Origin of the sequence: Mangrovicoccus algicola (genome assembly GCF_014903745.1) — a bacterium.
Lineage (GTDB): Bacteria > Pseudomonadota > Alphaproteobacteria > Rhodobacterales > Rhodobacteraceae > Mangrovicoccus > Mangrovicoccus algicola.
On sequence record NZ_JACVXA010000088.1, the window covers coordinates 1 to 14,629 of the forward strand.

Annotated in this window: 15 protein-coding genes; 7 read left to right on the plus strand and 8 right to left on the minus strand. The window is 71.8% G+C overall.

Features of this window, described 5'->3' with window-relative positions:
• On the plus strand, positions 1–368 hold a 368-nt coding region (locus ICN82_RS19325; RefSeq protein ID WP_193186361.1), incomplete at its 5' end, for a YbfB/YjiJ family MFS transporter.
• A gap of 111 nt (positions 369–479) precedes the next feature.
• Here the strand turns inward: ICN82_RS19325 and efp are convergent.
• Complete coding sequence (gene efp / locus ICN82_RS19330; protein ID WP_193186364.1) at positions 480–1,046, minus strand: elongation factor P; 567 nt, start codon at positions 1,044–1,046, stop codon at positions 480–482.
• Positions 1,047–1,147: 101 nt separating this feature from the next.
• On the opposite strand from efp, the gene epmA reads away from it, so the two are divergent.
• Positions 1,148–2,185 (plus strand): EF-P lysine aminoacylase EpmA, encoded by a 1,038-nt coding sequence (epmA, locus tag ICN82_RS19335; RefSeq protein ID WP_193186367.1) that lies wholly within the window; start codon positions 1,148–1,150, stop codon positions 2,183–2,185.
• Between the two features lie 3 nt (positions 2,186–2,188).
• Here epmA and ICN82_RS19340 read toward each other — a convergent pair whose 3' ends face one another.
• Entirely contained in the window at positions 2,189–3,457 is a 1,269-nt protein-coding gene (locus tag ICN82_RS19340; protein ID WP_193186370.1) for an NAD(P)/FAD-dependent oxidoreductase, read from the minus strand.
• Between the two features lie 232 nt (positions 3,458–3,689).
• On the opposite strand from ICN82_RS19340, the gene ICN82_RS19345 reads away from it, so the two are divergent.
• The gene (locus tag ICN82_RS19345) at positions 3,690–4,340 is read left to right on the plus strand and encodes a TetR/AcrR family transcriptional regulator (RefSeq protein WP_193186373.1); all 651 of its coding nucleotides are present in this window, start codon (positions 3,690–3,692) and stop codon (positions 4,338–4,340) included.
• Here the strand turns inward: ICN82_RS19345 and ICN82_RS19350 are convergent.
• Together ICN82_RS19350 and ICN82_RS19355 are read right to left on the minus strand one after the other, a co-directional pair.
• Complete coding sequence (locus ICN82_RS19350; RefSeq protein WP_193186376.1) at positions 4,337–6,373, minus strand: NADH:flavin oxidoreductase; 2,037 nt, start codon at positions 6,371–6,373, stop codon at positions 4,337–4,339. The genes ICN82_RS19345 and ICN82_RS19350 overlap by 4 nt on opposite strands.
• An 86-nt stretch (positions 6,374–6,459) precedes the next feature.
• Positions 6,460–6,870, minus strand: coding sequence for a MerR family DNA-binding protein (locus tag ICN82_RS19355; protein ID WP_193186379.1), 411 nt, complete (start codon positions 6,868–6,870; stop codon positions 6,460–6,462).
• A 269-nt stretch (positions 6,871–7,139) separates the two neighbouring features.
• Here ICN82_RS19355 and ICN82_RS19360 point away from each other — a divergent pair, with 269 nt between their 5' ends.
• A complete protein-coding gene (locus ICN82_RS19360; protein ID WP_193186382.1) occupies positions 7,140–7,325 on the plus strand; it encodes a hypothetical protein in 186 nt (61 codons plus the stop codon).
• A 78-nt stretch (positions 7,326–7,403) separates the two neighbouring features.
• On the opposite strand, the gene scpB is transcribed toward ICN82_RS19360, so the two are convergent.
• Positions 7,404–8,012: an SMC-Scp complex subunit ScpB gene (scpB, locus tag ICN82_RS19365; protein ID WP_193186385.1), complete on the minus strand. Its 609-nt coding sequence runs from the start codon at positions 8,010–8,012 to the stop codon at positions 7,404–7,406.
• Positions 8,009–8,875: a DUF1403 family protein gene (locus ICN82_RS19370; protein WP_193186388.1), complete on the minus strand. Its 867-nt coding sequence runs from the start codon at positions 8,873–8,875 to the stop codon at positions 8,009–8,011. The genes scpB and ICN82_RS19370 overlap by 4 nt, the downstream gene beginning before the upstream one ends.
• Before the next feature lie 124 nt (positions 8,876–8,999).
• On the opposite strand from ICN82_RS19370, the gene ICN82_RS19375 reads away from it, so the two are divergent.
• Positions 9,000–9,998, plus strand: a complete 999-nt coding sequence (locus ICN82_RS19375) for a site-specific integrase (protein WP_193186391.1) — start codon at positions 9,000–9,002, stop codon at positions 9,996–9,998.
• 179 nt (positions 9,999–10,177) lie between these two features.
• On the opposite strand, the gene ICN82_RS19380 is transcribed toward ICN82_RS19375, so the two are convergent.
• Positions 10,178–11,266, minus strand: a complete 1,089-nt coding sequence (locus ICN82_RS19380) for a ParB N-terminal domain-containing protein (RefSeq protein ID WP_193186393.1) — start codon at positions 11,264–11,266, stop codon at positions 10,178–10,180.
• Positions 11,259–12,572 carry an AAA family ATPase gene (locus ICN82_RS19385; RefSeq protein WP_193186396.1) on the minus strand — a complete coding sequence of 438 codons (1,314 nt, stop codon included), beginning with the start codon at positions 12,570–12,572 and terminating at the stop codon, positions 11,259–11,261. The genes ICN82_RS19380 and ICN82_RS19385 overlap by 8 nt, the downstream gene beginning before the upstream one ends.
• A gap of 379 nt (positions 12,573–12,951) precedes the next feature.
• On the opposite strand from ICN82_RS19385, the gene ICN82_RS19390 reads away from it, so the two are divergent.
• Both ICN82_RS19390 and ICN82_RS19395 read left to right on the plus strand, forming a co-directional pair.
• The gene (locus tag ICN82_RS19390; RefSeq protein WP_193186399.1) at positions 12,952–13,659 is read left to right on the plus strand and encodes a MarR family winged helix-turn-helix transcriptional regulator; all 708 of its coding nucleotides are present in this window, start codon (positions 12,952–12,954) and stop codon (positions 13,657–13,659) included.
• A gap of 71 nt (positions 13,660–13,730) precedes the next feature.
• The coding region (locus ICN82_RS19395) for an ABC transporter ATP-binding protein (RefSeq protein ID WP_193186402.1) at positions 13,731–14,629 on the plus strand (899 nt) is incomplete at its 3' end.

Here is a 14,629-nt window from a genome sequence, read left to right on the forward strand (position 1 = left end):
CCGCCCTGTCGCGGCGCGCGGGCCCGATGCCGGTCCTGCTGGGCGCGATGGCGCTGCAGGCCGCGGCGCTGGCGGGGCTGGCGGCGGGCGACGGGCTGCTGCTCCAGGGCCTCTGCGCGATGCTTTTCGGCGGCAGCTTCGTCGTGGTGGTCGCGCAATCGCTGCTGCTGGCGGGGCTGGGCCGTCCGGAGGCGTCGGGCCAGGCCATGGCGCAGATGACGCTGCTTTACGGCGCGGGGCAGATCCTGGGGCCGCTGGTCACCGCGCAGCTGGCCGCGGCCGGGGGCTACGGGCTGCCGCTGCTGATCGCGGCCGGGCTCGGCATGGCGGGGCTGGGGCTCATGGCCGCGGCCGGGGCCCCGCGATAGCGGCGGCGGGCCGGGGCTGCTCCGCCCGGAGCCGTCGCGCGGTCCGGGCGGGCGGTGCTCGATGCGGCATCCACCGCGCGCCCTGGCTGCGGGCGCGCGATGCGGGCAGGTTCAGCCCTTGAACCGCTCCACATAGCTGTTGTCCTCAGTCTTGATGACCACCTTGGTGCCCACGCCGATATGCGGCGGCACCATGATGCGCACGCCGACATTGGTCATCGCGGGCTTGTAGCTCGAGGACGCGGTCTGCCCCTTCACCACCGGCTCGGTCTCGGTGATCTCGACGGTGACGCGCTGGGGCAGCTCGATGGCGATCGGGTTCTCCTCGAAAACCTGCAGGAAGACGCGCATCCCCGGCTCCAGGAACCCCGCCGCATCGCCGATCACGTCGGCCTGGGCCGTGACCTGCTCGTAGCTTTCGGGGTTCATGAAATGGTAGCCTTCGCCGTCGTCATAGAGGAAATCGTATTCCCGCTCGTCGACATTGGCCTTCTCCACCTGCTCGGTGGTCTTCCAGCGTTCGGTGGTCTTCACCCCGTCCGAGATCCGGCGCATGTCGACCGAGGTGGTCGGCGTGCCCTTGCCGGGGTGGAAGTTCTCGGCCTTGAGAACGACATAGAGCTGGCCGTCCTTGTCGACGACATTGCCCTTGCGAAGGGAAGAGGCGATCACTTTCATCTGGTGGTGGTCCTTGTGGCGGGTCTTGGCGCGCAGTATGCGCCCGGTCGGCCCCGGCCCTAGCCGATAGCCGCGCGGGAATCCAGAGTGAGGTGACGAATATGAGCGACACGCCCTGGTGGGACCCCGCCCGCCATGCCGACCGCCGGCCCGCGCTGCTGGCGCGCAACCGCGCCCAGGCCGCGATCCGCGCCTGGCTGGCGCGGCAGGATTTCATCGAGGTCGATCCCGCCGCGCTGGTGACGAGCCCCGGCAACGAGACCCACCTGCATGCCTTTGCCACCCAGGTGATCGGCAATGACGGCCGCCCCCGGCAGATGTACCTGCACACCTCGCCCGAATTCGCGATGAAGAAACTGCTGGCGGCGGGCGAGACCCGCATCGCCGCCTTCGCCCATGTCTGGCGCAACCGCGAGGCGGGGCCGCGCCACAGTCCCGAATTCACCATGCTGGAATGGTATCGCGCGGGCGAGGCCTACAGCGTGCTGATGGAGGATGTCGCCGCCATGGCGCGGCTGGCCTGCGAGGCGGCGGGCACGCGGGTGCTGCGCGCGCGCGGCCATGACTGCGATCCCTTCCTGCCGGCGGAGCGGGTCCCGGTGGCCCGGGCCTTCGCCCGCCATGCCGGGATCGACCTGCTGGCCACGCTGGCCGCCGACGGCACGGCCGATGCCGCGGCGCTGGCGGATCAGGCGCGCGCCGCCGGGATCGGGCTGGCCGCGGATGACACCTGGTCCGACATCTTCTCGCGGATCCTGTCGGAACGGGTGGAGCCGCATCTGGGCATCGGGCGGCTGACCGTGCTCGACCGCTATCCGGCGGTGGAGGCGGCGCTGGCACGGGTCTGCCCCGACGATCCGCGCGAGGCGGAGCGGTTCGAGGTCTATGCCTGCGGGGTGGAACTGGCCAATGGCTTCGGCGAACTGACCGATGCCGCCGAGCAGCGCCGCCGCTTCGAGGCGGAGATGGACGAGAAGGCCCGCATCTACGGCGAGCGCTATCCGCTGGACGAGGATTTTCTCGCCGCGCTGGAAATCATGCCCGAGGCGGCCGGGATCGCGCTGGGATTCGACCGGCTGGCGATGCTGGCCACCGCCGCGCCGCATATCGGGGACGTGATCTGGACGCCGCTGCGCTGAGGCTCAGCCGAAGCGGCCGGGATCATAGGGCGCCATGTCGATGCCGGGATCGGCGCCGGTGATCAGCGCGGCGATCGCCTCGCCCGTGGCGGGCGCCATCATCAGCCCGTGATGGGAATGCCCGAACGCCGCCCACAGGCCCGGCCGCCCGGCGATCCGCCCCAGCGCGGGCAGGCTGTCGGGCAGGCTCGGGCGGCGGCCCATCCAGATCCGCGCCTCGCCATCGGCCAGATCCGGGCAGATGCCCCGCGCCACCCGCCGCAGGATCGCCGCCCGCGCCGGGTCGGGCGGCGCGTCGAGCGGGCCGAATTCGGCCATGCCCGCGACCCGCAGCCCGCCCTCCATCGAACTGGCCACCACCGCCGCCCCGACATCGGTGAAGGAATGGTTGAGCGTGACGCCCGGATCGGGGATCTCGACGTGATAGCCGCGCTCCGCCATCAGCGGCAGGCGGATCCCCAAGGGCGCCAGCAGGTGCCCCGACCAGGCCCCGGCCGCGATCACCACCTGCGCCGCCTGCCGCGGCCCCGCGCCGGTGGCGACCTCCCAGCCCGCGCCCGCGGGGACCAGCCCGGTGATCTCGGCGCGCTCCACCACCCCGCCCAGGGCCCGGACGCGCCCGGCCAGAACCTCACCGATGCGTCCCGGCGACAGGGCGCGGGCCTGCCCCTCGATCACGATGGCGGCGCGGAAATCGGGCGAGACCGCCGGTTCCAGCGCCCGCAGCCCGGCGCCGTCGACCCGCTCCATCCGCGCGCCATGTGCGGCACGCACGCGGAATCCCGGCGCGTCCAGCCGCGCCTGCGCCGGATCGCGGAAGGCATGGATATACAGGCTGTCGCGGATCAGCCCGCCCTGCCCCGCCGCCTCCAGGTGCCGCCGGTAAAGCCGGATCGACGGCGCGCAGAGCGCGTGCATCGCCGCCGCCCCCGCGGCGAAGGGCGCCGCCCGCCCCCGCGCCAGGAACCGCAGCCCCCAGGGGATCATCGCAGGCCAGCTCGCCGCCCGCACCCGCAACGGCTTGCCGGGATCGGCAAGCATCCCCGGCAGCGCCCGCCACAGCCCCGGCGCGGAATGGGGCGCGTTGGAATGGGGCGCGATCACCCCGGCATTGCCGAAGGAGGTCGCCTGGCCCGGGTCGCCGCGATCGATCAGCCGCACCGCCTGGCCGCGCTCCAGGAGCGACAGCGCCACGCAAAGCCCCACGATCCCGGCGCCCAGGATCACCGTTTCGGATCCCGCGCCTTCCGTCCCCGTGCCGCCGTCCTGCATCGCCCTGCCCTCCCGGTCCCTGCCGCAACCCTGTCCTGCACGCCTCTGGCGTGACCTTGTCCCGCGCGCCTTCGGCTTGGCCTTCTACTGCACGCCTCTGGCGTGACCCTGCCCGCCCGCCGGCGCGGCGACAAGCGACGCGGCGCATCGCCCCGGGACCGGGCGGCAATCTGGACAGGGGCGCACATTTCATGGACAGTTTCCGCATCACCGCGGCAAGAAGGACCGCCTCATGACCAGCGATCCTCCGGCCACAGGCGATCCCCCTTCTCCGCGCGGCTGGCGCGGCTCCCGCGAGACATGGCTCGATGCCGCCCATGCCGCGCTGACGGCGGGCGGGGTGGACGCGGTGAAGATCCTGCCGCTGGCGCAGGGGCTGGGCCTGTCGCGCACCAGCTTCTACTGGTTCTTCAAGGATCGCGGCGACCTTCTGGCGGCGCTGCTGGAGCGCTGGGAGGCCGCGACCACCCGGCCGCTGACCGCCGCCACTTCCGCCTATGCCGCGACCGAGACCGAGGCGATGCTGAATGTCATCGCGATCTTCCTGTCCGAGGACGGGTTCGCCAGCGCGACCGAAGGCGCCGTGCGCGCCTGGGCCCAGCAGGATGCCGCCGTGGCGGCCCGGCTGGCGGCGGCGGATGCCGAAAGGCTCGATGCGCTGCGCGCCATGCTGATGCGCTGGGGCCATGACGCGGCGGATGCCGATACCCGCGCGCGCACCGTCTACCTGGTGCAGATCGGCTATATCTCGATGCGCGTGGAGGAAGACCGCGAAGAGCGGCTGGCGCGGTTTCCCCATTATGTCGAGATCTATACCGGCCGCCGCCCGGCCCCCGGCGAGATGGAGCGCATCCGCGCGGGCCTGCCCGGACCGCCCCGCTAGATCTGCCGCACCAGCCGCAGCGCGTCATGGATCGCCGCATGGGTGTTGCGCGCCGCCACCGCATCGCCGATGCGCCAGAGCCGGAACCGCCCCGCCGGATTGCGGCACAGCGCCTGCGGCCGTCCCGCCACCAGCGCCTCGTGATCGATCTCGCCCAGGTTCGACGACAGCGGCTTCAGCGCGAAATACAGATCCTCCAGCGGCAGCGTGCCGTGATTGACCACCACCTGGTCGACCTGCCGGACCTGTTCCGCCGCGCCGTAATCCGACCCCAGCACCGCGCGCAGGCCATTGCCCTCGCGCATCACCGAGCGCAGCCGCCAGGTCACGGTGAAGCGGCTGTCCGCCGCCTGCAGCGCGCGCAGGAACGGCACCAGCGTCATGCCCATCACCTCGGGGGCGAAGGCCCGGTCGGGGGTGACGATCTCCACCGCCGCGCCGGTCGCCGCGATCTTCTCCGCCGCCTGCAGCCCGGCGGCATCGCCCGCCTCGTCGAAGACCAGCACGTTGCGTCCCGGCGCGGCATCCCCCGACAGGATGTCCCAGGAAGACACCGTCAGATCCTCCCCCGCCTCCAGCGGCGCGGGGCCGGGCATGCCGCCGGTGGCGATCACCACCTCCTCGGGATCGGTGGCCAGCACGTCCTCCTCCTCGGCATAGGTGTTATAGCGGAAGGCCACGCCCAGCCGGTCGCATTCCGCCGCGCGCCAGTCGATGATCGCCGCCATCTCGCGGCGCCGCTCCGACAGCGCGCTCAGCCGCACCTGCCCGCCGGGACGATCGGCCGCCTCCAGCACCGTGACCGCATGGCCGCGCAGCGCGGCGACCCGCGCCGCCTCCATCCCCGCGGGACCGGCGCCGACCACCGTGACCCGCCGCGCGGCCGCGGCGGGGGCGATCGCATGGGGCAGCTCGATCTCGCGCCCCGAGGACGGGTTGTGCAGGCACAGCGCCATGCCGCCCTGGTAGATCCGGTCGAGACAGTAATTCGCCCCGACGCAGGGGCGGATGCGCGCCTCCTGCCCCGCCACCAGCTTGGCCACCAGATGCGGATCGGCGATATGGGCGCGGGTCATCCCCACCATGTCCAGAAGCCCCGATGCCACCGCGTGCCGCGCCGTGGCCAGATCGGGGATCCGCGCGGCATGAAAGACCGGCATCCCCGTCCCGGCGCGGATCCGCCCGGCGAAATCCAGATGCGGCGCCGCCGCCATGCCCTGCACCGGGATCACGTCGGTCAGGCCGGGATCGGTGTCGATATGGCCGCGCACGACATTGAGGAAATCGACCAGACCCGAGGCGGCCAGCCGCCGCGAGATCTCCAGCCCCTCGGCCGCGCCCACCCCGCCGGGCAGCCGGTCGTCGCCGCTATAGCGCAGCCCCAGGATGAAATCCGGCCCGCAGCGGTCGCGCACCGCCTGCAGGATGGCGAAGGAGAATCGCAGCCGGTTCTCCAGGCTGCCGCCCCAGGGCGCGTCCATCTCGTTGGTCAGGGGCGACCAGAACTGGTCGGCCAGGTGCCCGTAGGCCTCGATCTCGACCCCGTCGAGCCCCGCGGCCTGCATCCGCTCGGCGGCATCGGCATAATCGCCGATCACCCGCGCGATGTCCCAGTCCTCCATCCGCTTGGGGGAGGCCCGATGCGCCGCCTCGCGCCGGTGCGACGCGGACAGGACCGGCAGCCAGTCGCCCCGGTCCCAGCGCGTGCGCCGGCCCAGATGGGTCAGCTGGATCATCACCGCGCAGCCCTCGTCATGGCAGGCGCGCGCCAGCTGCCGCATCCAGCCCACGACCTCGTCCTTCCAGGCCAGGATATTGTTGAAGGCCGGCGGGCTGTCGCGCGCCACCGAGGCCGAGCCCGCCGTCATGGTCAGCGCCACCCCCGCCCGGGCGCGTTCCAGGTGATAGGCCAGGTAGCGCGCCTTGGGCATGCCGTCCTCGGCATAGGCGGGTTCATGGCTGGTGATGATGATGCGGTTGCGCAGCTCCAGGTGCTTCAGGCGGTAGGGCTGCAACAGCGGATCGGTCGACATGGGCGGCATCCTCGCAACGGCCGGGGCCGGGATCGGTCTTCGTTCCGATCACGATGCGCGAATGTACATCTGTGTCAATAACAGGATCAGCCCTGTCCATTTTTCTCCGCGCTTCCCCCGTCTAGCCGGTCGAGAATCGCGCAATCCGGCCCATCATCCCCGGGACAGCGCGCCACCAGCTCCTCCAGCACGGCTTCGAGATCGCGCAGCGCCGCGATCCGCGCGCGCACCTCCTCCAGGTGATGCAATGTCACCCGGCGCACGTCGCGGCTGGCCCGGCCCTCATCCGCCGACAGGCCCAGGAGCAGCCGGCAATCCTCGAGCGAGAATCCCAGCACCCGCGCCTCGGCCAGGAATCGCAGCCGCGCGATCTCCGCCGCCCCGAAATCGCGGTAGCCATTCGCGCAGCGCCGCGGCGCGACCAGGCCGACCTGTTCGTAATAGCGGATGGTCTTGACCGGCAGGCCGCAGGCGCGGGCGGCGGCACTTATGTTCATCGCATTCTCTCCATTTTTCCGGGGCCACTGATCACGTTGCGACCGCGGCATGCACATCATCCCCGCATCCCGGGCCGGGGCGATCCGGTTATCCCTGAAACAACCTGGGGTTACGCAGGCCGGGCGGAGACCGGTCCACCGCCCCGGCCCGGACTCTCGCCGCGACGCGGCATGCACATCTACGACCAAAGTCGTAGAGGCCAACATGACGCTGCGGCATTGTGTTGCAAAGAATCCGTGCTAGCCTTCAACTCAGGGAGGAAGAAATCATGCTGCATTTCGCCATAGGCCTGTCTATCGGATTTCTCATCGTGTCGCCCTTCATCGCCATCGTGGTGGTGGCCGGGCTGATGTCGCGCCGCGACCCGGAGGCGGAGCGCCCCGCCCCGCGCAGCGGAATCGAGGTCGCCACGCCGCGCGCCGGCCAGCATCCGCAGGTCGCCGCCCCGGCCTGATACCGCCGGGCGCATCCCGGCACCGGACGCCCTGCCCGATCGGTCGGCGGGGCGCATCGCCGTCCGGTCGCGGCCGGGTCAGCCGTCATCCCCGCCAGCCGCCTCGTCAACCTGTTCGCGCGTCAGCCCGGCATCCGTCAGGGCCTCGCGATCCGGCAGGTCATCCAGCGTCCCCAGATCGAAACGCGCCAGGAAACCCTGCGTCGTGACATAGGTATAGGGCGCCCCCGGCGACGGGCTGCGCGGGCCCGGCGCGATCAGGTCGGCCGCCCGCAGGCGCGACAGCAGGTCCCGCGGCACCTCCTTGCCGAAGATATCCGCCAGCCCCGCCCGCGTCAGCGGCTGGTGATAGGCGATCGCGGCCAGCACGGCCGTCTCGAACGGCCCCAGTTCCATGCGCGGTTCCGGCAGGTTGGCCGCGACCTTGATCACCTCGGCAAAGCCCGGGCGGGTGCGCATCTGCCAGCCCCCCGCCACCTGCGCCAATTCGCAGGGCCGTCCCTCCATCTCCACCCGCAGATCGTCCAGCAGCAGCTCCAGCGGCGCCCCCTCGCCCACCACGCGCGCCAGCGCCTCGCGGCCCACCGGCGCCTGGCTGGCGAACAGCACCGCCTCGACCCGGCGCATCCATTCGCGCCAGCGCTGCTCGGGCGGCAGCGCCGCGAGATCCCGGTCGAAGCCGCTCATAGCCCGTAGATCCGGAAACTGTCGCGGCCGGAAAGCTCGCGGATCGCGCCCAGCTCCACCAGCCGGTCGCAGAGCCGCCGCGCCGCCCGGTCGCTCATCCGCGCGCGGCTCCCCTGGACCACCGGCGACAGCGCCCGCGCCGGGGACAGCGCATCCTGCGACAGGAACAGCGCCACCGCGGCATCCGAGGCCTTCGCCCGCAGCTTCGGCGCCACCGCCCGCAGCCGGGCCGCCCGCCGCTCCAGCTCCGCCGCCAGCGGCAGGATCTGCGAAGCCGCCCGCGCCACCGCGCGCAGGCAGGACGACTCCAGCGATGGCAGGTCGCGCAGATCGGCGCGCCCCAGATGCGCCGCCAGCAGAGGCAGCGGATGCGACCAGCCAAGCGCGGCCGACAGCACTCCCTCCGCCTCGATCAGCGCCGCCGCCTGCGCGCGCGGATCGGCCTCCAGCCGCGCATCCAGCACCGCCTCCGCCCGCGCCACCGGCGCATCGGGCAGATCGGAGGGCAGATCGGGGGGCAGCGCCGCCGTCGCCCCGCCCCGCCGCAGCCGCCGCCCCGCCGCGGCGCGCCAGGTTTCCACCATCGCGCCGCCCGGGCCGGGCCGCTCCCCCGGGCGCAGCAGGTGCACCTCGTCGCGCAGTCCCGCCATGCGCTCGGGGCGGCCCGCCCGCCGCAGGCAGGCCTCGGCCGCCTCCATCGCCAGGCGGTCGCGCAGCAGCGCGCCGGGCAGCCCCGGACGGGCCAGCATCTGCTCCAGCGCCATCAGCGCCGCCCCCGCGCGAAACCCGGCCACGGCCGGGTCATCATGCGCGCCCGCCATCGCCCAGCGGGGCAGCCGCGGCGCGTCGTGATCCTCGGTCATGTCCATGCCCGGGACAGTGTCACGCTGCGGCGGTTATTGCCAGATCTTTCCCGTTGAAGCGCCGCGTATTGCGCCCGGGTTTCATGTCCGGTAATATACCAGCACCCCCGCACAGGAGCCCGCCATGACCCAGGATGACCTCCCGCCCGGCCCTGCCACCCCGGCCGATGCGCTGTCCCCCCCGGCCGACGCGGCAGGCGGCCCCGCCCCCGCCGTCGCCTCGGGGAACACCTTGCGGGCCTATGCGCAGGACTGGGCGGATTTCTCGCGCTGGTGCCGGCTGCAGGGTCGGCCGCTGATGCCCCCCGCCGGCGAGGTGGTCGCCCGCTACCTGTCGGAGCGCGCAGGAACGCTCGGCGTGGCCAGCCTGCAGCGTCGCCTCGCGGGGATCGGCTGGGGCTACCGGCAGCGCGGGCTGGACCTGGACCGGCGCGACCCGGGGATCGCCGCAGCGATGCGCGACATCCGCAATCGCCACGCCCGGCCGCCGATGCAGAAAGCCCCGGTCTCGGGAGAGGAGATCCTGGCCATGGCCGCCACGCTGCCGCGCGACCTGCGCGGCGCGCGCGACCGGGCAATCCTGCTGACCGGATTTGCCGGGGCGCTGCGGCGCTCCGAACTGGTCGGTCTCGACCGGCATCGCGGCAACACCGCCGAGGGCCGGGGCTGGGTGGAGATCCTGGAGGACGGCGCGCTGGTGATCCTGCACGGCAAGACCGGCTGGCGCGAGGTCGAGATCGGCCGCGGCTCCTCCGAACGCAGCTGCCCGGTCGCCGCGCTGGAACGCTGGCTCGACCTCGGCCGCCTCGACGGCGGAGCGCTGTTCCGGCGGGTCTCGCGCGACGGGCGGCGGCCCCTCGCGGGGCGGCTGAACGACCGCCACATCGCGCGGCTGGTCAAGTCGACGGCCCTTGCCGCGGGGCTCCGCCCGGACCTGCCGGAGGCCGAGCGCGCGGCGGTCTTCTCGGGGCACAGCCTCCGCGCCGGGCTGGCCAATCATTCCGGGCTGCCCGAGGGGGAAAACCAGCGCCAGCTGGGCCATGCCCTGCCCGAGCCGGGCGCGCGCGACCCGCAACGCCCCGGCCGGTTCCGCGTGAACCTGACCCGCGCCGCCGGGTTGTGACGCCGCACGGGTAACCCGCGGGTTACTCCCTGCCCTGCGATCCGGTCAGCACGTAACCCACGGGTTACGGTCCTGCCCTGCAGCGACGGAGCGAGGCTCAGCGCCCCCGAAAGCGGAAGGGGCGCGACCCTGCGGCCGCGCCCCTTGCTTCCTGCCTGCCCGGCCCGCTGCCGGATGGCTCAGAGCGAGGTAACCCGCGGGTTACCCTCCTCCTCGCGCAGCGCCGCCTCGAAGGCGCGGATCGCCCGCATCAGCCGGTCCTTCGGGATGTCGGCAAAGTCATCGCCGGACACGATGCGGCATTCGCCGCGCCGCGCCGTCACCTTGGTCGTGCCGACATGAAACTCGTATTTCTCCCGCCGCTCGCGCTTGGGCCGCGCCTCGCCGCTGTCGCTGCGGCGGCGGTCGGCGATGAAATCGGCAAGCACCTGCGCCTGGTCTTCCTGCGCCCCCACGGCGGCCAGCGCCCGCCGCAGCGAGGCGATCCGCCCGGGCTGCGCCTTCATCGCGCGGGCGACCTCGACGCCGAGATTGCGCGTCACCGAACGCGGCCATTGCAGGGCCGGGCCCAGTTCCGACAGCAGGTAGACGAAGCTGCGGATATAGCTGCGCTTCATCTTGTGCAGGCTGCCGTAAAGCCGCGCGACCAGCGCGTCGGCATCGGTTTCCGGCACCGATGGATCGGCCGCCGCGGCCAGCGCCACCTGCGCCATCTCGGCGAAGGTCAGGTCCTCGCGGATGACGTTTTCCTCGACCATGTCGACATAGCGCGCGACCCGGTCCTCCGCCGCGGCGCCGTCGATGCGGGCGACCACCCCGGCAAAGGCCGGGTCGTCGGTTTCGAGATACAGCTGCTTGAGCGCGGTCAGCCGGCGCCAGCCCTTCTTCAGCTGATAGCGCCCCTGCGCATCGGCGAAGACCTCGATCGGCTCGCGCTGCCCGCGGGCACGGATGGAGGCCTTGAGTTCCTCCATCTCGTCGGAGGACGCCACCGCCTCCAGCTCCAGCCGGTCGCGCGGCAGGTCGTCGGTGCGGATATCGCCGATCGACAGCCGCCGCAGCACCAGCCCCTCGGCCTCGGCCTCGCGAAAGGCCTTGGCATCCTCGGCATTGCGGCGGCGCATCTCCACCTTGGCCTCGGTGGTTTCCTGCAGGCTCTGCGCCGCCTCGCGCACCGCCGCGCCCATCGGTCCGACCGATCGTTCGCGGCGCTTGGAGGGCAGGCCGGTATCCAGCGCATCGAATCCGAACTTGTTGCGATCAGCCATCGATCAGCTCCTTCTCCCTTGCGCCTTCCTCCCAGGAGGCCAGCACCGTCGCCTTGAATTCCTGGTAGGCGGCATCGAAGCTCTGGCGCGCGCGCTTCCAGGTCTCGCGGGTCATCTGGCGGTAATCCTGTTCATAGACCGACATCTGGAACCGGCCGGACTGTTCCACCGCGCGGGTCATCTCGATCGGGTTCTGGCAGACATCGGCGCCGAAGACATTGCGGAACGCGCCCTGCATCGCGGCATGCAGCGGGTTGGATGCCTCGAAGCGGGTCATCAGGAGCTTGATGTCGCGGAACCGTTTCGGCAGCGACAGGCCGGCATCCTCGGCCAGCGTGTCGAACCCGTCGGCGATATCCTGCAGCGCATCGCCCAGCTGCCCCAGGAAGGAGGTGGTGGAGTCGTATTCCCAGTAGCCGGGACCGGACGGGATGTAGAGGATGTCCGCCGCGAAGGCCGCGTTCAGCGACTGGTAGCCGATGGCCGGCGGGCAGTCGAAGATGATGAGGTCATACTGGTCGTCCGGCAGCTCCGCGAGGTAGCGGTCCATGCAGCCGAAGAAGCTCCAGGCCTTGTGCATGGAACGGTACTGCGCCGAGGCGAATTCCACGAAGGCGGCATTGGCGCAGGAGGGGATGATGTCGATGGTCGGCCAGCAGGTCTTCTGGATGAAGTCCTGGAACCGCTGCGAGCCGATCGACTGCACATCCTCGGGCAGCTCGTCCGAGGCGGGGTAGGGGCAGTCGTCGGGGTCGTCATAGCCCGCCGCGATGCGGTCGGCCTCGCGGCACAGGTCGCGGCACATGATGCCCCAGACGGTGTTCCACTCCTTCACCTCGACCAGCCCCATGGAATGGGTCAGCGTCGCCTGCGGGTCGAAATCCACACACAGCACCCGGTAGCCGTCCAGCGCGGCGGCATTGGCCAGGTGCTGGGCGACGACGGTCTTGCCGACGCCCCCCTTGAAATTCGACACCGCCACCCGCGTGGCCCGGCCCTTGGGGCGGCGCGGCTGCAGGGAGCGGCCGCGCAGGCGTACCCGGCGGCGCAGCTCGTTGATCTCCTCGAGCGTGAACCAGCGCTGGCGGCCATCCTCCTGGGTCTCGCCCTGGGGCAGGGACGGATCCTCGGCCAGTTTCTTGCGCAGCGTGTCGGCCGCGACATCGAACATGAACTGGCTGATCTCCCAGATGGAGAAGCGCCGCAGCTCCTTGGTTTCGGCCGGCGAGAAGGTCGCGCGCCGCACCGCCGTCTGCTGCGCCAGGCTGCGCTCGTTCATCACCTGTAGGTCTGCATGATCCCGCATTGTACTCTGCTCGTGTTTTTTGCTGCTGCGCCCTGAATAACGCGAAACGGGGAATCTGCAAAAGCGGAAATTTGCGCGTGTTCTTTGCGGCCCCGGCGCGAAAAGCACGATCCGGCCGGCGTGGCGACGAGAAAAGGGGGACAGGCTGCGGGCGGAGCCGTGCAATAGGGTGACAGGAAAGCCCATATAAGGGGACATCTTGGCTGTCCTGCTTCTCCTATAGGACTCTCCTGATCTGATTTTTCGGACCCAGCGGGGAAAATCCCGTAATCGGCCCGACATTGACAGATTGCAGGACGGCATGCTTCATTCGCCACAACGAAGAATCGAGTCTCCCGCCAGAGGAAGACCGCATCGAGGCAGAAGGCAGACGCACGTCATGGAGCGCGCACGCATCACCGGTCCGGGTGCCGGTGTCTGGAAATATGACATCCTCACGGCGCTGACGCTATGGGGACTGACCGGCACGCCGGCCGACCAGGCCAGCGCGCTGCGCCTGATCGCGATGGTCACCGCGCGCTACAACTGGCAGCGCGACGAGGTCAGCATCGGCCAGCGCGACCTGGCGCGGCTGTGGAATGTCACTGAACGCACCGTGAAACGCGAGCTGAAGCGGCTGGGCGCCGCCGGGCTGATCGAGACGCTGCGTCCGGGCGTGCGCGGCCGGGTGGCCAGCTATCGCATCGTGCCCGAGGCGGTGGCCGCGCTGTCGGCGCCGCATTGGGACAGGGTCGGTCCCGATTTCGCCGAGCGGCTGGGGGCGCGGCGGGCGGCCGCCGTCCGGCAGGAGGGACCGCAGGTGCTGCGCGTGGATTTCCGCCAGCTGCGCGGCGCCGAGCCGGAGCCGGGCGCCGCCGATCCCTGGAGCCGGGTGCAGGCGCGTCTGCGCCAGGCCGCGCCGGAGGCCTGGGGGGCCTGGTTCGCGGCGTTGCGCCTGGCCGACCTGGACGGCAGCCGCGTGCTGGTCGCCGCGCCGAGCGCCTTCGTCGCGCGCTACGTGGAAACCCATTTCGGCGAGATGCTGCAATCGGCGGTCGCCGAGGCGTTCGGCCCCGACTCCATTGCGGTGCTGCGCAGCGGCGGCTGAGGGCCGCCTGTCGCGCCAGTGTCGCAAAACCGTGGCATGGGGGCGGCTTCGCGGAATCGGAAAGGGCGCGCATGGGGATGGAATTGCAGGGGCTGGGAAAGGCGTTCGACGGCGCCGCCGCGGTGGACGGGATCGACCTGCGGCTGGAGCCCGGCGAGATGTTCGCCATCGTCGGCCCCTCGGGATGCGGGAAATCCACGCTCTTGCGGCTGATCGCGGGGCTGGAGCGGCCCGATCGCGGCACCATCCGCCTGGGCGGGCGCCTCGTGGCCGGGCCGGGGGTCTTCGTGCCGCCCGAGGATCGCGGCACCGGCTTCGTCTTCCAGTCCTATGCCCTGTGGCCGCATATGTCGGTGCTGGAGAACGTGGCCTTCCCGCTGGAGGCGGCGGGGCTGTCGCGGGCCCGCGCGGCCGAGGCGGCGCGGCCGCATCTGGACACGGTGGCGCTGGCCCCTTTCGCGGCGCGGCGGCCGGCGGCCCTGTCGGGCGGTCAGCGGCAGCGCGTGGCGCTGGCGCGCTGCCTGGCGGCGGGGGCGGAGACGATCCTGATGGACGAGCCCCTGGCCAATCTGGACCCGCATCTGCGCGACGTGATGGAACGCGAATTGATGCGGCTGCACCGGTCTTCGGGGGCGGTGACGGTCTATATCACCCATGACCAGCGCGAGGCGATGGCGCTGGCGGACCGGATGGCGGTGATGCAGGCCGGGCGGTTCCTGCAGGTCGGCCCGCCCGAGGAGATCCATGACCGCCCGGTCTCGGCCGAGGTGGCGCGGTTCATCGGGGCGGGCGCCGTGCTGGCGGCGGAATGGCGCGGCGGCGCCGCGATGCTGGGCGGGCGGCCCGTCCCGGCGGCGGCCGTGCCCGGCCAGGCGGAGGGCCCGGTGCAGCTGCTGCTGCGCCCGGGCGCGGTGGTGCCCGCGGCTGACGGGTTCTCGGGGGTGGTGCGCGACCCGGCCTATCGCGGCGC

Coding starts and splice junctions, on each gene's coding strand:
- ICN82_RS19385 (WP_193186396.1), bottom strand. CDS start 12,572: ATGCGGGATCATGCAGACCTACAGGTGATGAACGAGCGCAGCCTGGCG.
- ICN82_RS19360 (WP_193186382.1), top strand. CDS start 7,140: ATGCTGCATTTCGCCATAGGCCTGTCTATCGGATTTCTCATCGTGTCG.
- ICN82_RS19390 (WP_193186399.1), top strand. CDS start 12,952: ATGGAGCGCGCACGCATCACCGGTCCGGGTGCCGGTGTCTGGAAATAT.
- ICN82_RS19380 (WP_193186393.1), bottom strand. CDS start 11,266: ATGGCTGATCGCAACAAGTTCGGATTCGATGCGCTGGATACCGGCCTG.
- ICN82_RS19375 (WP_193186391.1), top strand. CDS start 9,000: ATGACCCAGGATGACCTCCCGCCCGGCCCTGCCACCCCGGCCGATGCG.
- ICN82_RS19345 (WP_193186373.1), top strand. CDS start 3,690: ATGACCAGCGATCCTCCGGCCACAGGCGATCCCCCTTCTCCGCGCGGC.
- ICN82_RS19340 (WP_193186370.1), bottom strand. CDS start 3,457: ATGCAGGACGGCGGCACGGGGACGGAAGGCGCGGGATCCGAAACGGTG.
- epmA (WP_193186367.1), top strand. CDS start 1,148: ATGAGCGACACGCCCTGGTGGGACCCCGCCCGCCATGCCGACCGCCGG.
- ICN82_RS19355 (WP_193186379.1), bottom strand. CDS start 6,870: ATGAACATAAGTGCCGCCGCCCGCGCCTGCGGCCTGCCGGTCAAGACC.
- efp (WP_193186364.1), bottom strand. CDS start 1,046: ATGAAAGTGATCGCCTCTTCCCTTCGCAAGGGCAATGTCGTCGACAAG.
- scpB (WP_193186385.1), bottom strand. CDS start 8,012: ATGAGCGGCTTCGACCGGGATCTCGCGGCGCTGCCGCCCGAGCAGCGC.
- ICN82_RS19370 (WP_193186388.1), bottom strand. CDS start 8,875: ATGACCGAGGATCACGACGCGCCGCGGCTGCCCCGCTGGGCGATGGCG.
- ICN82_RS19350 (WP_193186376.1), bottom strand. CDS start 6,373: ATGTCGACCGATCCGCTGTTGCAGCCCTACCGCCTGAAGCACCTGGAG.